The organism is Streptomyces sp. NPDC043854 (assembly GCF_056436005.1).
In genome coordinates this window covers 65,026-85,403 of record NZ_JBWKDK010000011.1, presented here as the reverse complement: position 1 = coordinate 85,403, position 20,378 = coordinate 65,026, and the positions used below count along the sequence as shown (strand labels likewise).

The window sequence follows — 20,378 nt, the reverse complement described above, 5'->3', positions numbered from 1 at the left end:
CGTCCCACCCCCCCCCCCCCCCCCCCCCCCCCCCCCCCCCCCCCCCCCCCCCCCCCCCCCCCCCCCCCCCCCCCCCCCCACCGGCGTCTGCGGGGCCCGGTCGCGGGGAGAACGGGCAGGTCAGGGGCGGGGGCGCGGCTCCCCGGGGACGGAGCTGTGCACACCCGCCCGGTACTTCGGGATCCGCAGGACGACCTTCATCCCCGCCCCGATCCCCGTCTCGATCACCGGCCCGTACGCGTCCCCGTACACCTGCCGGATCCGCTCGTCCACGTTCGTCAGCCCGATCCCGGACGAGGCCCCGGCCTGCTCCCCGGCCAGGATCCGCCGCAGCAGGGCCGGATCCATCCCGACCCCGTTGTCCTCGATGCTGATCACCGCCTCCGCCCCCGCGTCCCGGGCGGCGATCGTGATCAGGCACTCCCCGGCCGAGTTCTCCAGCCCGTGCTTGACCGCGTTCTCCACCAGCGGCTGGAGGCACAGGAACGGCAGCGCCACCGGCAGCACCTCCGGAGCCACCTGAAGGGTCACCTTCAGCCGGTCCCCGAACCGCGCCCCTGCCAGGGCCAGGTACTGCTCGATGGACCGCAGTTCCTCGGCCAGCGTGGTGAACTCCCCGTGCCGCCGGAAGGAGTAGCGGGTGAAGTCGGCGAACTCCAGCAGCAGGTCACGGGCCCGCTCCGGGTCGGTCCGGACGAACGAGGCGATCGCGGCCAGGGAGTTGAAGATGAAGTGCGGGGAAATCTGCGCCCGCAGCGCCTTGATCTCCGCCTCCATCAGCCGGGTCCGCGAGCGGTCCAGCTCCGCCAGCTCCAGCTGCACCGAGACCCACCGCGCCACCTCGGTCGCCGCCCGCACCAGCACCGCCGACTCCCGCGAGCCGTACGCCACCAGCGCCCCCAGCACCCCGTCCTCCCCGGTCAGCGGGGCGACCACCGCCCACTTCAGCGGGCAGTCGGGCCGCTGGCACCCGGTCCGCACGCTCTGACTGCGCCCCGAGTCCAGCATGACCGCGACCCGCGCCATCGCCCGCCGCTGGTGGTGGTCGGCCCCCGGCCCGTCCCACGCCAGCACCGACTCCCGGTCCGTCAGGCACAGCGCCTCCGTCCCCAGCAGTGAGCGCAGCCGCCGGGCCGCCTTGCGGGCGGCGTCCTCGGTCAGCCCGGCCCGCAGCGGGGGAGCGGCCAGCGACGCGGTGTACAGGGTGTGGAACGTGGCCCGCTCCACCGGGGTGCCCAGGTCCGGCCCGGCCGCCCGCTCGCCGCGCCGGGCGTGCCACCGCCCGCCCGCCCAGCCCAGGCCCAGCAGCACGGCCCCCGACACCGCCGAGGCGGCCAGCAGTGCCGCGGTCACCGCGCACCCCCGGCGCGGGCACCGCCCGCGAGGCCGTCGCCCGGACGGCCGCCGCCCCCGGGGAGGCCGCCGGCCACGGTTTCGGGCAGGTGCAGCCGGGCCAGGGTCGCCGCCGTCCCCGCCGGGACCCGCGACCGGGTCGCCAGCGACACCAGCACCATGGTCATGAAGCCCAGCGGCACCGACCAGGCCGCCGGCCAGGCCAGCAGCGCGTGCGCCCAGCCCTCCGGGGCCAGCCCCGCCCGGGTCGCCAGCACCGCGCCCAGCGCCGCCCCGCCGCCGGTGAGCATCCCGGCCACGGCCCCCGGCGGGGTCAGCCCCCGCCACCAGATCCCCAGCACCAGCAGCGGGCAGAACGAGGAGGCCGACACCGCGAACGCCAGCCCCACCGCGTCCGCCACCGGCACGTCGGCCAGCGCCACGCTCCCCGCCAGCGGCACCAGCACCGCCACCAGCACCGCGAGGCGGAAGGCCCGCACCCCCCGCCGCGCCAGCACGTCCTGGTGCAGCACCCCGGCCACCGCCATGGTCAGCCCCGACGCCGTCGACAGGAACGCCGCGAACGCGCCCCCGGCCAGCAGCGCCCCCAGGAGGTCGCCGAGCAGCCCGCCCAGCATCCGCTCCGGCAGCACCAGCACGGCCGCGTCCGCGTCCCCGGTCAGGGCCAGTTCGGGCACGTAGGTCCGGCCGAGGGCCCCGTACACCGGTGGCAGCAGGTAGAAGAAGCCGAGCAGGGCGAGCACCGCCAGCGTGGTGCGGCGCGCGGCCGGCCCGTTGGGGCTCGTGTAGAACCGCACGGCGACGTGCGGCAGCCCCATCGTGCCGAGGAAGGTGGCCAGGATCAGCCCGTACGTCGCGTACAGGCCGAACGCCGGCCGGTCCCCGGCCAGCGGCTCCGACCAGCGCGAGGCCCCGGCCCCGGCCGCCGGCCGGGACTGCGGCACGGGGGTGCCGGGCGTGAACTCCAGCCGTGCGCCGGCCCGTACGAGGTGCTCCCCGGCCCGGAGCGCCAGCGGGGCCGCCGTGTGCGTCCGTCCGTCCACCTGCCCGGTGACCGTCACCGCGAGCGGCGCGTCCAGGGTGAGGCGGACGTCCTCGGCGAGGGTGACCGCGGTGTGCTCGCGGAAGACCGCCGGGGCGTCGAAGGAGGCCCGCGGCGCGCCGTCCCCGGCCCAGGCGGCCAGCAGGAAGAAGGCGGGCACCAGCAGCGCGGTGAGCTTGAGCCAGTACTGGAAGGCCTGCACGAAGGTGATGCTCCGCATGCCGCCGGCGGCCACGGCCGCGGTCACCACGGAGGCGACGACCACCCCGCCCACCCAGTGCGGGGCCCCGGTCAGGATCTCCAGGGTCAGCCCCGCGCCCTGGAGCTGCGGCAGCAGGTACAGCCAGCCGACCCCGACGACGAACAGCACCGCGATGCGGCGCACCGCCTGCGACTGGAGGCGGGCCTCGGCGAAGTCGGGCAGCGTGTACGCCCCCGAGCGGCGCAGCGGGGCCGCCACGAGGGCCAGCAGCACCAGGTAGCCGGCGGTGTAGCCCAGCGGATACCAGAGCATGTCGGGCCCCTGGAGCATCACCAGCCCCGCAACCCCCAGGAAGGAGGCCGCGGAGAGGTACTCCCCGCTGATCGCGGCCGCGTTGAGACGGGGGCCCACGGTGCGCGAGGCGACGTAGAAGTCGGAGGTGGTACGGGATATCCGCAGGCCCAGCGCGCCGACCAGGACCGTCACCAGGACGACGACGGTGACCGCGGTCAGCGCGTACGTCTGGTTCACCGGGGGTCCTTCGGCCGGGGAGGGGGACGGCAGGGGTGACCGGAGTCTATGCAGCGCGACCGGGCCGCAACAGGCGTGATCCGGCGCGTTCCGGGGGGCCTGCCGTCGGCCATGCGGGAGCTCAGGGGGCCGGGTCGCGGTGCTCCGTGCAGTCCCGCAGCGCGATCTCCAGCTCCACGTACGAGTCCTCGGCGCGCCGGAACGCCAGCCGCAGCGCGGCCTCCGCCCGGGGCGGCAGCTGGAGGCGGACCCCCTCGTTCGCCGCGTACAGGACGTCGGCCCAGCGGGCGGCGGCGCTGCGCAGCCGGGCGAGGAGCACCTCGGCCTCGGCGGGACCGGCCGGCCGGGTCCGGGGCAGTCCGGCCACTGCGTCGAGCAGTGCCTGGATCTCGGCCATCGGCACCCCCTTCCCTGACGAGCTGCGGTTCCACGATAGGGGCGGCCGGGGGCTCGGGTGCATGCCGCCGCCGGCCCTGCGACCGGCGGCACGGGTGGGGCGCCGTACGCGCCGTGCGACGCGACGAACGGCCGGCCCGCGCGCCGGACGGCCGGTGCGCCGGCCCGTCGCCTGGCGCAGCAGCCGGTCACCTGGCGCGTCAGCCGGTCGCCTGGCGCATCAGCAGGTCCCGCAGCTGGCGCGCGTGCCGGCGGCTGACCTGGAGTTCGGCGGCGCCGACCCGGACGCTGGTGGTGCCGGCGTCCAGCCGGAGCTCGTCGATCCGGCGCAGCGCGACCAGGTGGCGGCGGTGGATGCGGACGAACCCGCGGGCCGCCCAGCGCTCCTCCAGGGTGGACAGCGGGATGCGCACGAGGTGGCTGCCCGCGTCGGTGTGGAGCCGGGCGTAGTCGCCCTGGGCCTCGACGTAGGCGATGTCGGCGATCGCGACGAACCGGGTGACCCCGCCCAGCTCGACGGCGATCAGGTCCTGGGCGCGGTCGGCGGCGGTCGCCGCGGCGGGGCGGTACTGCGCGGGGACGGCGGGCGGAACGGCGGCGGGGCCGGCCGGCCCGGCCGGGGAGGGCGTCTGCTGCGCGGCGCTGCGGCCGAGGTGGTCGCAGGCCCGCCGGACGGCCTCGGCCAGCCGCTCCGGCCGGACCGGCTTGAGGACGTAGTCCACGGCCTTCAGGTCGAAGGCCTGCACGGCGAAGCCCTCGTGGGCGGTGACGAACACGATCGGCGGCGGCTGCGCGAACCCGGCCAGCAGCCGGGCGATGTCGAGCCCGGTCAGCCCGGCCATGTGGATGTCCAGGAAGAGCACGTCGATGGCATCGGCCCCGTCGGGCCCGCTCTCCAGCGCCCGGGTGATCCGGCGCAGCGCCCCGGTGGCGTCGCAGGCGCCTTCGGCGCTCAGGACGCGGTCGTCGGACCGCAGCAGGTAGAGGAGTTCCTCGAGGAGCGGCTTCTCGTCGTCGACGGCCAGTACGCGCAGCATGCGACGAGAGTGTAGGGAGGGGCGCGCCCCGGCGGAACGGTGCGCGGCCCGCCCGCCGGGGGAGGGGGAGGCGGGGGGCCGCGCGGCTCGGAGGGCGGGGGGAGGGGGGAGGGGGGCGGTCAGGAGGTGGTGATGAGCTTGCCGTCGGGGGCGACGGCGTACCAGGTGCCGCCGACGCCCTGGCCGTTGATGTCACCGGGCTTCTTGTCGCCGGTGAAGGTGTAGATGGGCCAGCAGTCGACGCTCTGCTGCTTCGTGCCGTCGGGGCGGTCGAGCACCGAGAAGCCCTTCTCCGTGATGCCCTTGGCGTTGGCCTTGTCCACCGGGGGCACGACCGGCCACTTGGCCAGGCAGTCGCCGGTGCAGTTGGAGGCCATCGGCCAGGCGGTGTCCTTCTTGAAACGGTAGACCGTCATGCCGTTGCCGTCGACGATGTGGTCGCCGAGCTTGGGGTCCTTGGCCACGGACAGCGCCCCTTGGGCCGGGGCGGCACCGGAGCCCGAGCCGGAGCCCGAGCCGGAGCCCTGGCCGGATCCGGAGCCCGAGCCGGCCGCCGGCTTCGCGGCCTTCTTGCCGTCGGGGGCGAGCGCGAACCAGGTGCCGCCGACGCCCTGCCCGTTCAGCTCCCCGGCCTTGGTGTCCTTGGCGTAGCGGTACACCGGCCAGCCGCCGACCGTCAGCTGCTTGCTGCCGTCGCTGCGGGCCACCTCGCCGATCACGGACGCGTCCATGCCCGCGGCGGCGGTGGCGTCGCCGGCCGGGACCGGGGGCCAGGCCTTGGCGCAGTCGCCGTCGCAGTTCGACTTCGGCGGCTTCGCGGTGTCCTTGTCGAAGCGGTAGAGGGTGAAGCCGGCGCTGTCGGTGAGGACCTGGCCGAGCTGCTCGGTCTGCGCCACCGCCAGCTGCCCGCCTGCCTTGGTGCCCGCGCCCGCGCCCGCGTCGCCGCCCGAGCCGTAATCGGAGCCGTACTCGGATCCCGCCTGCGCGGCGGCCCCCGCCGGCTTGACCGCGCCGGCCTTGGTCTCGCCCTGGCCGCAGGCCGTCGCGGTCAGTGCGACGACGACCGCCACGGTGGCCAGGGTGGTTCCGCGCTTGATGCCCATCTCGTTCTCTCCCACGTGTGGTGTTCCCGTGTCCGGCGCCTGGTGTGCGGTGCGCCGGCAACTGTGCTCAGGACACGGCCTGGGGAGCCCGGTCTGTTCACGGCGGGCGGTGTGGGGTGTTTCACTCAGCCGCCGTCGAACCCGGCCCGGCCCAGAGCCGTGACCACAGCAAGGCCCAGGGCCCGGTGTCCGGCGTCGTTGGGGTGCAGTCCGTCCGCCAGGTGCTCGGGTCCGAGCACGTCCCGGCCGGGCAGCAGGGCCAGCCGGCCGTCCCCGGCGGCCATCCGGTCCCGGGCGGCCCGCTCCATCGCGTCGCGCAGGGCGCCCAGGGTGGCGCCCAGCCGGTTCGGGGTCCGCTCGGCGTCGGGCCGCAGCACCGGGGAGACCAGCAGCAGCGGGGTGTGCGGGTGTCCTTGGCGGACCAGGTCGAGGAAGGCCCGGGTGGTCTCGTACAGCAGGGGCGCCGAATGGGGGACGCGGGACCAGCAGTTGGTGCCGAAGGCGAGGGTGAGGACGTCGGCGGGGAGTGCGGCCAGCTGCTCGGCGGTGGCGAGTTCGCCGCGCGCGGCGCCCGCGTACCCGAGGTTGACGGTGTCCCAGCCGAGGACCCGTCCGGCGACGGCCGGCCAGCCGTGGGCGGGGCGGGTCGACCACCACCCCTCGGTGATCGAGTCGCCGTGCACCACCCAGCGCGGGGCGGCCGGGGCCGGGGCGACGGGCCCGCCGACCCCGCGCAGGCCCAGGATCCGCGGCGACTGCGCCTCGGGCGGGTGGACGGTGAAGGGGCCGGGCCCGCCGGGCAGGCCGATGCGGACGACGGCCTCGGGGGCCGGGTCGGTCCAGACCTCGCGGACCACCCCGTGGCGGTCCCACAGGGCGAAGCCGTGGGCGAGGTCGCGCAGGGCGTCGGTGGGGCCGGGGACCGTGGCCCGGTAGCGGATGTCCACGGCCTGTGCCCCGTCCCCCGCGGTGAACTCCAGCCGCACCCCGATCGGCAGCCTGGCCCGCTCGCGGGTGTCCCAGGGCAGCCGCAGGGTGTCGGCCGGATCGGCCCGGACCGGGCGGCCCCGATCGAGCCAGGCGACCCCGCGCAGGAAGGGCTGCGGATCGAGCCAGGCAGTGGCCGCGGTATCGGCATCCATGGCGGCACGCTGCGGCAACTCTGACGGGCTGTCAAGAAGGGCGGTTTGGGCGATTCACGCACTGATCGATCATCTGCGTGCAACAAAGGGCCATCCGGAACGGATCCGTGCAACGATCGTGCGCCAATGTGCAAGGATGGCGCATTACGGGCGGTATCTCTCAGCTCGTAGGCTCACTCGCTGTACGTGGAGTGGCGCGGACCGCCTGCTCGGCGGTCCGCCCCATGCCCAGACGCATGTCTGTGTCCTGCTCCGGATCGCTGCGGTCGATGCCTCAACCCCCCATCCGCAGTGTCAAAGGAGTCCCCTCGTGCTCGACCACGACCAGGCGCCGCCGCTCTCGAAGGAGTCGCGGGGGCCTGTGAACCCGCTGCTCCGCCGCAAGCCCGTGGAGCAGCTCGTCGCCGAGGGCGGCCAGGGTGAGGGCGGCGTCCTGCGGCGTTCGCTCACCATGTGGCAGCTGACGATGATCAGCATCGGCGCCACGCTGGGCACCGGCATCTTCGTGGTCCTCGGCGAGGCGGCCCCCGTGGCCGGCCCCGCCGTGACGATCTCCTTCATCATCGCGGGCCTCACCGCGCTCTTCTCGGCCCTCTCCTACGCGGAGCTGGCCGGCTCCGTGCCCGTCTCCGGCTCCTCGTACTCGTACGCGTACGCCACGATGGGCGAGTTCGTCGCCTGGGTCTGCGGCTGGTGCCTGGTCCTGGAGTACGCCGTCTCCGTCGCGGCCGTGGCCGTCGGCTGGGGCCAGTACCTCAACGAGCTCCTCGACGGGATATTCGGCTTCACCATCCCCCAGAGCCTCTCCGCCCCGCTGGGCGAGGGCGGCTTCATCAACCTGCCGTCGCTGGTCGTGGTCCTGCTCGCCATGGTGTTCCTGATGCGCGGCGCCAAGGAGAGCGCCCGCATCAACACGATCATGGTCGTCGTCAAGATCGTCACGCTGCTGCTCTTCATCGGCATCGGCGTCCTGGGCATCAAGGGCGGCAACTACGCCCCGCTGGCCCCGCTCGGCATCGCCGGCATCAGCACCGCCGCCTCCACCCTCTTCTTCTCCTACATCGGCTTCGACGCCGCCTCCACCGCCGGTGAGGAAGCCAAGAACCCGAAGAAGGACCTGCCGCGCGCGATCATGCTGTCGCTGGGCATCGTCACCGCCCTGTACTGCCTCGTCGCCTTCGTCGCCGTCGGCGCCATGCCCTGGCAGGACTTCGAGGGCACCGAGGCCGCGCTCGCCCAGATCATGACCGACGTCACCGGCCACTCCTTCTGGGGCGTCGTCCTCGCCGCGGGCGCCGTCGTCGCCATCGCCTCCGTCGTCTTCGCCGTCCTGTACGGCCAGACCCGCATCCTCTTCGCGATGTCCCGCGACGGCCTCGTCCCCAAGGTCTTCGCCAAGGTCGACGAGAAGACCGGCGCCCCGCGCGCCAACGTGGTCATCGTCTCCGTCTTCTGCGGCACCCTCGCGGCCTTCATCCCGCTGAGCCACCTGGCCGACGCCACCAGCATCGGCACCCTCTTCGCCTTCGCCCTGGTCAACGTCGCCGTGGTGATCCTGCGCCGCACCAGGCCCGACATGCCGCGCACCTTCAAGGTGGCCCTCTTCCCGGTCACCCCGATCCTCGGCTTCATCGCCTGCGCGTACATGATGTACAGCCTGCCGATGCCGACCTGGATCGCGTTCGGTCTCTGGATGGTCGTCGGTGTCGTGGTGTACTTCCTGTACGGCGTCCGCCGCTCCCGACTGGCCACAGCAGAAATGTGATCCACCCGCAGTGCGACTGAACGATCTCGACGAACGCATCGTGCACGCCCTCGCCGAGGATGCCCGCCGCTCCTACGCGGACATCGGCTCCGAGGTCGGCCTCTCGGCCCCGGCCGTCAAACGGCGCGTGGACCGGCTGCGGAGCGAGGGGGCCATCACCGGCTTCACCGTCCGCGTCGACCCCGCCGCCATGGGCTGGGAGACCGAGGGGTTCATCGAGATCTACTGCCGCCACAACACCTCCCCGGACGACATCCGGCGAGGACTGGAGCGGTACCCGGAGGTGGTGTCCGCCTCGACCGTGACCGGCGATGCGGACGCCCTCGTCCAGGTCTTCGCCTCCGACATGCGGCACTTCGAGCGGGTCCTGGAGCGCATCGCGGGCGAGCCCTTCGTGGAGCGCACCAAGTCGGTGCTCGTCCTCTCCCCGCTCCTGCGCCGCTTCACCTCCGGCGCCCCCGCGTAAGAGGGCGGGCCGCAGAACGGCCCCCGCCCGTCCACGCCGCCCGGACCGCAGCGGCAGGCCCACGACAGGTACGACCGAAGGCCCCGGCATCCCCGTGCCGGGGCCTTCGGTCGTACCTGCTGCGCCGCGCCATGAGGGGTCGGCCCGCCCCGGCGACCGGCTCGCCACACCGCGCCGGGCCGACCCGGCGGCCCGCCCGCTGCACCGCAGCGGCGGGGCGCGGCTCACCGGCCGCCGCGGGCCCCGGCGGAGAGCGCGCGGCCGGCCCCGACGGCCTCCCGGCGGGCCAGCAGCGCCCGTCGCTCCTCCTCCGTCAGCCCGCCCCACACCCCGAAGGGCTCGCGCGTGCGCAGCGCGTGCTCCAGGCACGCGGCCCGCACCGGGCAGACCGCGCACACCCGCTTCGCCGCCTCGTCGCGCTCCTCCCGCTCCGCACCCCGCTCGCCGGCCGGGTGGTAGAAGCGGCCGGGGCCCAGGTTCCGGCAGGCCGCCCGCAGCTGCCACTGCCAGTGGTGGTACGCGGCCCCCGGCAGCCGTGAGACGTCGTTCATGGCGGTGTACCTCCTGTCGTCGACGAGTCCGCGTGTGACCGCTCGGCGCCCCGCCAAACTTGCCGGCTGCCGCGAGGCGCGCCGGATGGCGCGATTCCGCCCCTGCCGGGCCGGGGACCGCCCCCGGAGCCGGTCAGCCCTGCGGCGCCGCCGGGGTCCGCAGGCCGATGAAGGACGGGCGGCGGCGCAGGGTGAAGCCCATCGACTCGTACAGGGCGATCGCTCCCGCGTTGTCCGCCGCGGCATGCAGGAACGGCCGCTCGCCGCGGGCCGCGACCTCCGCCGCCACCGCCCGGATCAGCCGCGCCGCGAGCCCCCGGCCCCGGTGGTCCGGGTGGGTGCACACCGCGCTGATCTCCGACCAGCCCGGCGGCCGCATCCGCTCGCCCGCCATCGCGACGAGCCGCCCCCCGCGCCGTATGCCCAGGTAGGTGCCCAGCTCGACGGTCCGGTCCAGGAACGGCCCCGGCTTCGTCAGCTCCACCAGCTCCAGCATCTCCGGCACGTCCGCCGGGCCCAGCCGCACCGCCTCCGGCGCGGGCTCGGCCCGTACCGCCGAGCCGTCGAGCTGCACCCCCTCGACCGACTGCACCCTCGTCCACCCCGGCGGCGGGGTCAGCACCCCGGTGACCCACACCGGCGCGTCCGGCCCCAGCAGCTCCGCCAGGTCGGCCCAGGCGCGCGGATCCTGCGGGTCCGCCAATGCCCCGAACGGCGAGGTGTCGGCGGTGTAGCGGGCGGCCAGCCCGCCGGGCGCGGTCTCGGCGAAGGCACCGCCGCTCGGGCCGTTCAGCGCGGCCCAGACCGGGTTGTCCAGGACGTGGACGGGCGCTGCGGTCTCGGTTTCGGGCGACACGGGGCGGTGCACTCCTCTCCGGGGGCGGCGCGCCCCGGGCCCCGGACGGCGTCATGACGGCCCCGCGCACCGCCGACAGACTGCTCGGTACGACGGTCACCACGGTCAGCAACGGTCGCGGGTGTCTTTATGCCCCGGGGGAGGAACGGACGGGCCCACCGCCGGCGGCGCGACGGCCGATATCCTCGATGACCTGCGCCGACTCGGCGCCCGCCCGGCCTCCCGGACCGGCGCCCGAGGCCCGTTCCGGCCCGCCGGGGCGGGGAACCCCGCGGCCCTCCGCGCAACGAATCGCCGCCACGCCCGGCAAACGCGCAACGATTCGATGCGCGCAGCGCAACGGTCACGGCTTGTCCGGGTCGAACGCGTAACCGTACCTTCATAGGACACCCCACCCCATCTGCCACAGAGGTACGCCCATGCCCCCGCTGCGCACCGCTCTCCTCCAGAGCTCCGGAGTTCTCGGCGACACCGCCGTGAACCTGAAGGCGCTCGACGAGGCCGCGGCCCGCGCCGCCGAGGCAGGCACAGGCCTCCTCGTGACCTCGGAGATGTTCCTGACCGGCTACGCACTGCCGGTCGAGGACATCGCCTCCCTCGCCGAGGCCGCCGACGGCATGTCGGCCCGCGCCATCGGCGAGATCGCCCGCCGCCACGGGCTCGCCGTCCTGTACGGCTACCCGGAGCGGGACGGCGCGACGGTCTACAACTCGGCGCAGCTCATCGGCCCGGACGGGGCCCGCCTCGCGAACTACCGCAAGACCCACCTGTTCGGCTGCTTCGAGCAGGAGGCCTTCACGCTCGGCGACACCCAGGTGGTGCAGGCCGACCTGAACGGCCTCCGCATCGGCATCATGATCTGCTACGACGTGGAGTTCCCGGAGAACGTCCGGGCCCACGCGCTGGCCGGCACCGACCTCCTCCTCGTGCCGACCGCGCAGATGCACCCGTTCCAGTTCGTCGCCGAACAGCTCGTCCCGGTACGGGCCTTCGAGAGCCAGATGTACATCGCGTACGTCAACCGCACCGGCCCGGAAGGCGAGTTCGAGTTCGTCGGACTCAGCTGCCTGGCCTCCCCGGACGGGGTCACCCGGACCCGGGCCGGCCGCGGCGAGGAGATGGTGATCGGCGAGGCCGATCCCGAGCTGCTGCGGAACTCGCGCGAGAACAACCCCTACCTCCGCGACCGCCGCCCCGGGCTCTACTCCTCCCTCGTCTGAGCCACGCGGCCCCCGGCCCCCCGGCCCGCTCCGCCCTCCCCCTCTGCCCCACCCTGCAAGGAGTCGTACCCCCATGACGTCCACGGTGCCCACCACCGCCGTCCCGCACAGCGGCGGCCAGCCGCCGATCACCATGTTCGGCCCGGACTTCCCGTACGCCTACGACGACTTCCTCGCCCACGCGGCGGGCCTGGGCCAGATACCGGCGACCGAGCACGGCACCGAGGTCGCGGTCATCGGCGGCGGCCTGTCCGGCATCATCTCCGCCTACGAGCTCATGAAGATGGGCCTCAAGCCCGTCGTCTACGAGGCGGACCAGATCGGCGGCCGCCTGCGCACCGTCGGCTTCGAGGGCACCGGCACGGAGGGGCTCACCGCGGAGATGGGCGCCATGCGCTTCCCGCCCTCCTCCACCGCCCTCCAGCACTACATCGACCTCGTCGGCCTGAAGACGGAGCCGTTCCCGAACCCGCTGGCCGAGGCGACCCCCTCCACCGTCGTCGACCTCAAGGGCGAGACCCACTACGCCGAGACGATCGCCGACCTCCCGCAGGTCTACCGCGACGTCGCCGACGCGTGGAACGCCTGCCTGGAGGAGGGCGCCGACTTCTCCGACATGAACACCGCGATGCGCGAGCGCGACGTCCCGCGCATCCGCGAAATCTGGGCCAAGCTCGTCGAGAAGCTCGACAACCAGACCTTCTACGGCTACCTGTGCGAGTCGGAGGCCTTCCAGTCCTTCCGCAAGCGCGAGATTTTCGGCCAGGTCGGCTTCGGCACCGGCGGCTGGGACACCGACTTCCCGAACTCCATCCTGGAGATCCTGCGCGTCGTCTACACCGAGGCCGACGACCACCACCGCGGCATCGTCGGCGGCTCCCAGCAGCTGCCGCTGCGCCTGTGGGAGCGCGAGCCCGAGAAGATCGTCCACTGGGCGCAGGGCACCTCGCTGTCCTCCCTCCACGACGGCACCCCGCGCCCGGCGGTGACCCGCCTGCACCGCACGGCCGGCAACCGCATCACGGTGACCGACGCCTCCGGCGACATCCGCACGTACCGTGCCGCGATCTTCACGGCCCAGTCCTGGATGCTGCTCTCCAAGATCGAGTGCGACGACTCGCTGTTCCCGATCGACCACTGGACGGCGATCGAGCGCACCCACTACATGGAGTCCTCCAAGCTCTTCATCCCCGTGGACCGGCCGTTCTGGCTGGACAAGGACGAGGAGACCGGCCGCGACGTCATGTCGATGACGCTGACGGACCGGATGACCCGCGGCACCTACCTGCTGGACAACGGCCCGGACCAGCCGGCCGTGATCTGCCTGTCGTACACCTGGTGCGACGACAGCCTGAAGTGGCTGCCGCTGTCCGCGAACGAGCGGATGGAGGTCATGCTGAAGTCCCTCGGCGAGATATACCCGAAGGTCGACATCCGCCGCCACATCATCGGCAACCCGGTGACGGTCTCCTGGGAGAACGAGCCCTACTTCATGGGCGCGTTCAAGGCCAACCTCCCCGGCCACTACCGCTACCAGCGGCGCCTGTTCACCCACTTCATGCAGGACCGCCTCCCGGAGGACAAGCGCGGCATCTTCCTCGCCGGCGACGACATCTCCTGGACGGCCGGCTGGGCCGAAGGTGCCGTGCAGACGGCGCTGAACGCGGTCTGGGGCGTCATGCACCACCTCGGTGGCTCCACGGACGCCACCAACCCGGGCCCGGGCGACGTCTACGACGAGATCGCCCCGGTCGAGCTACCGGAGGACTGACCCCCGGCTCCCCGTGACCACGGGCCGCCCCCGCGTACTCAGCGCGGCGGCGGCCCGTTTTCATGCCCGTCACTTGAGCCGGGGGTCCGACAATTCCGGCCTCGGCTGCGGCTCGGCCGCCTCGTGTGACGGGAGCTCGGCACATCCGGCCCTGCCGCCGGCTGTGGCGGGAGTCCGGCCATCCAGCCTCGCCGCGCGGGCCCGGGGGCGAGCTCCATCGGCCACGCGCCGGCCGGGGAGGGCGTCAGGCCGTGGGGGTCAGGCCGTGGGGGTCAGGAGGCAGCGGCCGACCAGGCCCACGCCCGCGTCCAGTGACTCGGTGAACTCCTCCGCCAGGTCGGGGGAGCGGCGCAGCCCCCACAGCAGGCGGGCCGCCGACCAGGCGGCGCCGCGCGCCCGCTCCAGGCTCCACGAGCCGAGCAGGTGCGTCAGCGGGTCGGCGACCTCCAGCAGGTCGGGGCCAGGCATCAGGTCTTCCCGGATGCGCTCCTCCAGGCTGACCAGGGAGTCGCCGACCCGGTCGAAGTCGGCTTCCAGCGCCCGCGGTTCGCAGTCCAGGGCCCGGCAGGTGGCGACCACCGCCAGCGCCAGGTCGTGGCCGATGTGCGCGTTGATCCCGGCCAGGGCGTGCTGGAGCGGCCGTACCCCGGGGTGGCGCCGGTACTGGAGCAGGGGCCGCCAGCAGGCGGGGGCCCGGTCCGACTCCACCGCGGCCAGGTACCGCTGCGCGAACCGCACGCTGAGCGTCTCCGCCTGCCGGGGCGCGGGGAACTCCCCGCGGCGGATGCGCTCGTGCAGCGTCTGCGTCACCGTCAGGTACACCCGGTTGAAGACGGCGACGCCGTCCCGCGCGGGGAGCCGCTCGTCCAGGGCGCGCATCCGCGCCAGCACTTCTTCCACGGGAGGCAGGGTCCCAGCCGGCGGCGCGGCTCCGGGGAACTTGGCCGTGTGCTTCGCCGGTTCGGGCGAACCGGCTCAGGAGCGCCCGTCCGCGCCGCCGCCGGTCCCGGCGGCCTCGTCGTACGTGGAGGTGCCCGCGTCGAGCAGGGGCTCCTGCTCCTTCATGTGCGCGGGGGCGAAGGAGCGCAGCGTGTGGTAGCCGGTGATCACCACGAGGGTGCCGAGGGCGATCCCGCCGAGCTCGAAGGATTCGGTGAGCTGGAGCTTCACCCCGCCGACACCGATGATGATGCCCGCCGCGGCCGGCACCAGGTTCAGTGGATTGCGCAGGTCCACCCGGCCGTTCAGCCAGATTTGCGCGCCGAGCAGGCCGATCATGCCGTAGAGGATGACGGTGATCCCGCCGAGCACGCCGCCGGGGATCGCGGCCACGACCGCGCCGAACTTGGGGCACAGGCCGAAGAGGAGGGCGAAGCCGGCCGCGGCCCAGTAGGCCGCCGTCGAGTAGACCCGGGTGGCCGCCATGACGCCGATGTTCTCGGAGTAGGTGGTGTTCGGCGGGCCGCCGACCGCGGTGGACAGCATGGACGCGCCGCCGTCGGCGGCGATGGCCGTGCCGAGGGTGTCGTCGAGCGGGTCGCCGGTCATCTCGGCGACGGCCTTGATGTGCCCGGTGTTCTCGGCGATCAGGGCGATCACCACCGGCAGGGCGACCAGGATCGCCGACCACTCGAACTGCGGGGCGTGGAAGGCCGGCAGGCCGATCCAGTCGGCCTCGGCGACCCCGGAGAGGTCGAGCCGCCAGTGGTCCACGGCCTCGGTCCCGCCGGCCGGCGAGTGGATCTTGCCGAAGACCAGGTCGAAGAGGGCGGAGACCGCGTACCCGAAGACCAGGCCGAGGAAGATCGCAATGCGCGACCAGAACCCGCGCAGGCAGACCACGGCCAGCCCGGTGAACAGCATGGTCAGCAGCGCCGTCCACTGGTCCTGCGGCCAGTACGTCGAGGCCGTGACCGGCGCCAGGTTGAAGCCGATCAGCATGACCACCGCGCCCGTCACCACCGGCGGCATCGCCGCGTGGATGATCCGCGCGCCGAACCGCTGCACCGCGAGGCCGGCCAGGAACAGGGCCGCGCCCACGCTGAACAGGGCCCCGGTGACCACCGCGCTGTCCCCGCCCGATGCCCGGATCGCCGCCGCCACGCCCACGAAGGACAGCGAGCAGCCCAGGTACGAGGGCACCCGGCCGCGCGTGGCCAGCAGGAAGACGATCGTCGCAAGACCCGACATCATGATCGCCAGGTTGGGGTCCAGGCCCATCAGGACCGGAGCGACGAAACTCGCGCCGAACATCGCCACGACGTGCTGGGCGCCGAGCCCCGCCGTGCGCGGCCACGACAGCCGCTCGTCCGGCCGCACCACCGCGCCGGGGGCGGGAGTCCGCCCGTCTCCGTGCAGGTTCCAGCGCACGCCGAGGCCCATGTCCCACCCACCATTTCCATCGCGCCGGTCGATCAAGCATTCTGGCCGGGGCAGGCCGGTGATCCCGCCGAGGCCCGCGTTATATTACGGCCGCATACCAGTGGGTTCGTCCCGATTGGCGGTGGCCGCACCCTCGACCGCCGGCCGTGGCCGCAGCGCCGAGGCCCCCACCGTCAGCCCGAACGCCAGCAGGGTGACCAGCCCGAAGGACACCACCAGCGAGGTCGCGTCCGCCACCGCGCCGATCGCCGACGGGGCGATCAGTCCCGAGGTGTACGTGATCGTCGCCACCCCCGCGATGGCCTGCGCGGGCGCCGGCCCGCTGCGCCCGGCCGCCGCGAAGGCCAGCGGCACCACCACCGCGACGCCGAGCCCGATCAGCCCGAAGCCCGCCATGGCCGCCGCCGGGTGGCGGGCCGTCACCACCAGCAGGCCCCCCGCCGCGGCCACTGCCCCGCCCGCCCGGACCGTGCGTACGGCCCCGAACCGGTCCACCACCCGGTCCCCGGCGAGCCGGGCGAGCGTCATGGTGAGCGCGAAGGCGGTGGTGCTCGCGGCCGCGAGCCCGGCGTCCGCGCCCAGCACGTCCCGCAGGTAGACCGCCGACCAGTCCAGGCTCGCCCCCTCCGCGAAGACCGCGCAGAACCCGATCAGGCCGATCAGCAGCACGGACGCCGGAGGTCGGGCGAAGTGCGGCGGAGCCGGCTCGTCCGCCCCGCTGCGCAGGTCCGGCACGCCCCGTACGGCGGCCAGCCCGGCGGCGGTCAGCACCAGCGCCGCGAGCAGGTGGTGCAGCTGCGCACCGGCCCCCGCGTGGGCGGCGGCGGTACCGGCGGCCGAACCCAGCAGGGCGCCCGCGCTCCACATGCCGTGCAGCGAGGACATGATCGAGCGGCCGAGCCGGTTCTCGGTCTCCACCCCGAGCGCGTTCATCGCCACGTCCGACATCCCGGAGGCGGCCCCGTAGGCGAGGAGCGCCGCGCACAGGGCCGGCAGGTCGGGGGAGAGGGAGGGCAGCGCGAGCGACAGCGTCCACAGGGCCAGCATCACGCGCAGCGCGGACCGGGCCCCGAGGCGGTGGTTGACCCGCCCGGCCAGCGGCATGGCGAGCGCCGCGCCGAGGGCGGGGAACGCGAGGGCGAGGCCGAGGGCGCCCGACCCGAGCTGGGCGTGGTCCTGGATCCACGGGATGCGGGTGGCGAAGGAGCCGGTGACGGCCCCGTGGACGCAGAAGACGGCGGCGATGGCGAGGCGGGCGCGGCGCGCAGGGCTGAGGTCGGGTTCCCCGGTCATGGACACGAAACTATCAGGAAGGCTGCCTGATGGTAAGGGAGGGCTTTTAGGATGGGCGCGTGACTGCTGCCAAGGTCCGGCCCTCCGCCGCCCCGTCCCCCGCCTCGCCGAGCACGGCCCGGGCCATCAACGACCGCCTCGCCCTGCGCCTGCTGTGCGAGGAGGGACCCCTGACGGCCGCTCAGCTCAAGGCGCTGACCGGCCTGTCCCGCCCCTCGGTGGCCGACCTGGTCGAGCGGCTCACCGAGGCCGGGCTGATCGAGGTCGTGGGGGAGTCCGGCGAGCAGCGCCGCGGCCCCAACGCCCGCGTGTACGGGATCGTCGCCCGCCGCGCCCACCTGGCGGCCCTGGACGTACGGACCGACAGCGCGACCGCCGTGGTCACCGACCTGCTCGGCCGCCCCCTGGCCGAGCAGGCGCTGCCGGTCGACGCGGTCGAGGAGGCCGTGGACGCCCTGGAGGCGCTGGCGGGCGAAGCCGGCGCGGACCGGCTGCACACGGTGGTGGTCGGCGCCCCCGGGCTGGTCGCCCGGGCCGGCGGGGAACTGCGCAGCACCGCCGGGCTGCCGGCCTGGCACCGGGACCTGGTGGCCGCCCTCCAGCGGCGGCTGCCCGCGCAGGTCGCCGTGGAGAACGAAACCAACCTGGCCGCGCTGGCCGAGCAGCGCCTGGGCGCGGCCCGGGACGCGGACTCCTTCGTCCTGCTGTGGCTCGGCGCCGGTGTGGGCGCGGCCGTGGTCCTCGACGGCCGGCTGCGCCGGGGGGCCTCCGGCGGCGCGGGCGAGATCGGCTTCCTTCCGGTGCCGGGCACGGGGGCGCTGCCGTCCGGCACCGACTGCTCGGGCGGCTTCCACAGCCTGGCCGGCCGGGCCGCGGTGGCCGAGCTGGCCGCCGCGCACGGTTTCACCGGGCCGGTGCGGGACGCGGTGGCCGGAGCCGCGGGGGAGGCCTTCCTCGACGCCCTCGCCGAGCGACTCGCCCTGGGCGCGGCCGCGGTCACCGCCGTCCTCGACCCCGGGTGCGTGGTGCTCGGCGGCGGGATCGGCCATGCGGGCGGCCCCGCCCTCGCCGACCGGGTCGCCCGCCGTCTCGCCGCCCTGACCCCGGTGCCGACCTCCGTCCGGGCCACCGCCCTCGGCGACCCGGCGGTCCTCGCCGGCGCCCGGCTCGCGGCCGCCGACGCAGCCCAGGCGGTCCTCTTCGGCGCCTGACCGGGCTCCGGCCTGGCGCCCGGGGCGTGCCTGCCCGGCGGCCGGGCGGACTCGGGCCCGCGCTTGACCGGACCGGGCCGGCGCTCGGGCGGGCTCGGGCCGGCGCCTGGGCCGAGCCTGCCCGGGTCCGACCGGAGCCTGCCGGGGTCCGATTGGAGCCCGCCTGGGGCCGACCGGGTCCGACCGGGGCCGCCTGGGCCCGACCGGGGCTGACTGGGCCCGAAGGAGTCCAACCGGCGTGCAGGTCAGGCCCGTTCGGCCAGGAAGTCGGCGAATGTCACCTTGCCGACCGCGTGCCGCGGGGCCAGGTTGCCGCCGCGCACGAACCCCGCGTACGCCTTGCCCGCCAGCGGCAGCGCGAACACCCGGCGCCTGCGGCCCGTCGCGTCCAGGTACGCCCGCCCCAGCTCCACCAGCGTGCGCACCTCGGGCCCGCCCATGTCGGGGACCCGGCCCGCCGGGGTCGGCACCGCCAGTTCCGCCAGCCGGTCGGCGACCTCCGCCACGGAGACCGGCTGCACCCGCACCCCCTTCGGCAGCGGCACCGGCACCGGCGCGGGCACCTTCGCGACCGTCTCCGTGATCATCGCCACCAGTTCGTGGAACTGCGTCGTCCGGAGGATGGTCACGCCCAGCCCCGACTCCAGGAGCATCTGCTCCACCCGGTGCTTGACCCGGTAGTAGCCGAGCGGGACCACGTCCACGCCCACGATCGAGATGTAGACGATGTTCGTGACGGTCCCCGTCCGCCGCGCCGCGTCGATCAGGTGCCCGGCGGCCACGTCGTCACCGCCGCGCGGGTTGGACGCGCAGTGCACGACCACCTCCGCGCCCGCCATCGCCGCGTCCAGCCCGCGGCCGTCCACCAGGTCGACCGGGTGCTCCCGGGAGTGCCGGCTGAGGGCGCGCACGTCGTGGCCCGCCGCCCGCAGCCGGGCGACGACCAGGGTGCCGAGGGTTCCGGTGCCGCCCGTGACGAGGATCGTGCTCATGGTGTCCGTCCGTTCCTTCTCCGGGGAATTGCCTTCACCGGCTGGGATTGGACAGCGCTCAGGAATGTGACAGCTGCCGCTGCAGGAATTCCAGCTTGTGCGGGTTGACCACCGCCCGCACGCCCCTGACCAGCCCCTCCTCGAACTCCACCAGCAGCACCCCGGCCCCGCCGACGACCAGCGCGGGCTCCCCGTTGACCACGGCGAAGTCGAGCGGGAGGCCGGCGGCGTACTTGCGCAGCGCCCCCGCCAGGAAGCGGGCCACCCGGTCCCGGCCGACGACCGGCCGCCGGGCCGCGCTCACCACGCCGCCGCCGTCCGACACGTACCGCACGTCGGCGGCGAGCATGCCCTCCAGCCGGACCAGGTCACCGTCCCGGGCCGCCGCGAGGAAGACCTCCACCAGCCCGCGCCAGCGCTCCGGGTCCGCCTCGAAGCGCCTGCGTTCCGAGGCCGCCGACCGGCCCTCGGCGGCCCGGCCCTCCGCCACCCGGGCCGACGCCCGCCGGTAGAGCTGCCGGCAGTTGGCCTCGGACAGCTCCAGGAGCCCGGCGATCTCCCGGTGGCCGTACGCGAAGGCCTCGCGCAGCACGTACACGGCCCGCTCCACCGGAGTGAGCTGCTCCAGCAGCACCAACAGGGCCATCGAGACGCTGTCGCGCTGCTCCGCCGACTCCAGCGGCCCGAGCGCGCCGCCGTCGGTGAGGACGGGCTCCGGAAGCCAGGGGCCGACGTACTCCTCGCGCCGGGCGCGCGCCGAGGTGAGGCGGTTCAGGCACAGGTGGGTGACGGCCTTCGCCAGCCAGGCGCCGGGGCGTTCCACGTCGCCGCGGTCCGCGGCGCTCCACCGCAGCCAGGCGTCCTGGACGGTGTCCTCGGCCTCGCCGGCGGAGCCGAGCATTCGGTAGGCGATGCCGAACATCCGGGACCGGTGCTCCTCGAAGTCCGCGGTGCGGGCGGCGGCAGAAGTGATCACCGCAGCAGGGTACGGGCGAGGACCCGGTGGCCGCCGGGCCACCGGGTCCTCACGTTCTCGCCGGCCGTCCCGGCCGTGTCACACGGGTG

18 protein-coding genes are annotated in these 20,378 nt (G+C 74.7%); 5 read left to right on the top strand and 13 right to left on the bottom strand.

Annotated features, from left to right (window positions below):
- Window positions 1–120: 120 nt before the first annotated feature.
- The 6 genes from AC068A_RS13155 to AC068A_RS13130 all read right to left on the bottom strand — a co-directional run bounded on the left by AC068A_RS13155 (window position 121) and on the right by AC068A_RS13130 (window position 6,806).
- A complete protein-coding gene (locus tag AC068A_RS13155; protein WP_478584348.1) occupies window positions 121–1,353 on the bottom strand; it encodes a histidine kinase in 1,233 nt (410 codons plus the stop codon).
- Window positions 1,350–3,128: a sodium/solute symporter gene (locus tag AC068A_RS13150; protein WP_478584346.1), complete on the bottom strand. Its 1,779-nt coding sequence runs from the start codon at window positions 3,126–3,128 to the stop codon at window positions 1,350–1,352. Before AC068A_RS13150 ends, AC068A_RS13155 begins: the two co-directional genes overlap by 4 nt.
- 121 nt (window positions 3,129–3,249) lie before the next feature.
- On the bottom strand, window positions 3,250–3,525 hold the full coding sequence (locus AC068A_RS13145; RefSeq protein ID WP_478584344.1) for a hypothetical protein: 276 nt from the start codon (window positions 3,523–3,525) through the stop codon (window positions 3,250–3,252).
- Between the two features lie 199 nt (window positions 3,526–3,724).
- Window positions 3,725–4,561, bottom strand: coding sequence for a LytR/AlgR family response regulator transcription factor (locus AC068A_RS13140; RefSeq protein ID WP_478584342.1), 837 nt, complete (start codon window positions 4,559–4,561; stop codon window positions 3,725–3,727).
- A gap of 119 nt (window positions 4,562–4,680) precedes the next feature.
- A complete protein-coding gene (locus tag AC068A_RS13135) occupies window positions 4,681–5,664 on the bottom strand; it encodes an SCO0930 family lipoprotein (RefSeq protein ID WP_478584489.1) in 984 nt (327 codons plus the stop codon).
- A gap of 125 nt (window positions 5,665–5,789) precedes the next feature.
- A complete protein-coding gene (locus AC068A_RS13130) occupies window positions 5,790–6,806 on the bottom strand; it encodes a GDSL-type esterase/lipase family protein (RefSeq protein ID WP_478584340.1) in 1,017 nt (338 codons plus the stop codon).
- 310 nt (window positions 6,807–7,116) lie between these two features.
- Between AC068A_RS13130 and AC068A_RS13125 the strand changes: the two genes are divergently transcribed.
- The gene (locus AC068A_RS13125) at window positions 7,117–8,571 is read left to right on the top strand and encodes an amino acid permease (protein ID WP_478584339.1); all 1,455 of its coding nucleotides are present in this window, start codon (window positions 7,117–7,119) and stop codon (window positions 8,569–8,571) included.
- A 10-nt stretch (window positions 8,572–8,581) separates the two neighbouring features.
- On the top strand, window positions 8,582–9,037 hold the full coding sequence (locus AC068A_RS13120; RefSeq protein WP_179177713.1) for an Lrp/AsnC family transcriptional regulator: 456 nt from the start codon (window positions 8,582–8,584) through the stop codon (window positions 9,035–9,037).
- Window positions 9,038–9,261: 224 nt separating this feature from the next.
- On the opposite strand, the gene AC068A_RS13115 is transcribed toward AC068A_RS13120, so the two are convergent.
- Both AC068A_RS13115 and AC068A_RS13110 read right to left on the bottom strand, forming a co-directional pair.
- Complete coding sequence (locus AC068A_RS13115; RefSeq protein WP_478584336.1) at window positions 9,262–9,588, bottom strand: WhiB family transcriptional regulator; 327 nt, start codon at window positions 9,586–9,588, stop codon at window positions 9,262–9,264.
- Window positions 9,589–9,721: 133 nt separating this feature from the next.
- Entirely contained in the window at window positions 9,722–10,444 is a 723-nt protein-coding gene (locus AC068A_RS13110) for a GNAT family N-acetyltransferase (RefSeq protein WP_478584334.1), read from the bottom strand.
- 419 nt (window positions 10,445–10,863) lie between these two features.
- Between AC068A_RS13110 and AC068A_RS13105 the strand changes: the two genes are divergently transcribed.
- Window positions 10,864–11,664: a carbon-nitrogen hydrolase family protein gene (locus tag AC068A_RS13105; RefSeq protein WP_478584332.1), complete on the top strand. Its 801-nt coding sequence runs from the start codon at window positions 10,864–10,866 to the stop codon at window positions 11,662–11,664.
- A gap of 73 nt (window positions 11,665–11,737) precedes the next feature.
- Window positions 11,738–13,435: a flavin monoamine oxidase family protein gene (locus tag AC068A_RS13100; protein WP_478584331.1), complete on the top strand. Its 1,698-nt coding sequence runs from the start codon at window positions 11,738–11,740 to the stop codon at window positions 13,433–13,435.
- A gap of 258 nt (window positions 13,436–13,693) precedes the next feature.
- Here the strand turns inward: AC068A_RS13100 and AC068A_RS13095 are convergent, their stop codons facing one another.
- From AC068A_RS13095 to AC068A_RS13085, 3 genes are all read right to left on the bottom strand, one after another.
- On the bottom strand, window positions 13,694–14,344 hold the full coding sequence (locus AC068A_RS13095; protein ID WP_478584487.1) for a DUF5995 family protein: 651 nt from the start codon (window positions 14,342–14,344) through the stop codon (window positions 13,694–13,696).
- Between the two features lie 66 nt (window positions 14,345–14,410).
- Complete coding sequence (locus AC068A_RS13090; protein ID WP_478584329.1) at window positions 14,411–15,817, bottom strand: uracil-xanthine permease family protein; 1,407 nt, start codon at window positions 15,815–15,817, stop codon at window positions 14,411–14,413.
- 84 nt (window positions 15,818–15,901) lie between these two features.
- Complete coding sequence (locus AC068A_RS13085) at window positions 15,902–17,110, bottom strand: MFS transporter (protein WP_478584327.1); 1,209 nt, start codon at window positions 17,108–17,110, stop codon at window positions 15,902–15,904.
- 59 nt (window positions 17,111–17,169) lie between these two features.
- On the opposite strand from AC068A_RS13085, the gene AC068A_RS13080 reads away from it, so the two are divergent.
- Window positions 17,170–18,321, top strand: a complete 1,152-nt coding sequence (locus tag AC068A_RS13080; RefSeq protein ID WP_478584325.1) for an ROK family transcriptional regulator — start codon at window positions 17,170–17,172, stop codon at window positions 18,319–18,321.
- 245 nt (window positions 18,322–18,566) lie between these two features.
- On the opposite strand, the gene AC068A_RS13075 is transcribed toward AC068A_RS13080, so the two are convergent.
- Window positions 18,567–19,313 (bottom strand): SDR family oxidoreductase, encoded by a 747-nt coding sequence (locus AC068A_RS13075; protein WP_478584324.1) that lies wholly within the window; start codon window positions 19,311–19,313, stop codon window positions 18,567–18,569.
- Between the two features lie 58 nt (window positions 19,314–19,371).
- The gene (sigJ, locus tag AC068A_RS13070; RefSeq protein ID WP_478584322.1) at window positions 19,372–20,289 is read right to left on the bottom strand and encodes an RNA polymerase sigma factor SigJ; all 918 of its coding nucleotides are present in this window, start codon (window positions 20,287–20,289) and stop codon (window positions 19,372–19,374) included.
- Window positions 20,290–20,378 lie beyond the last annotated feature (89 nt).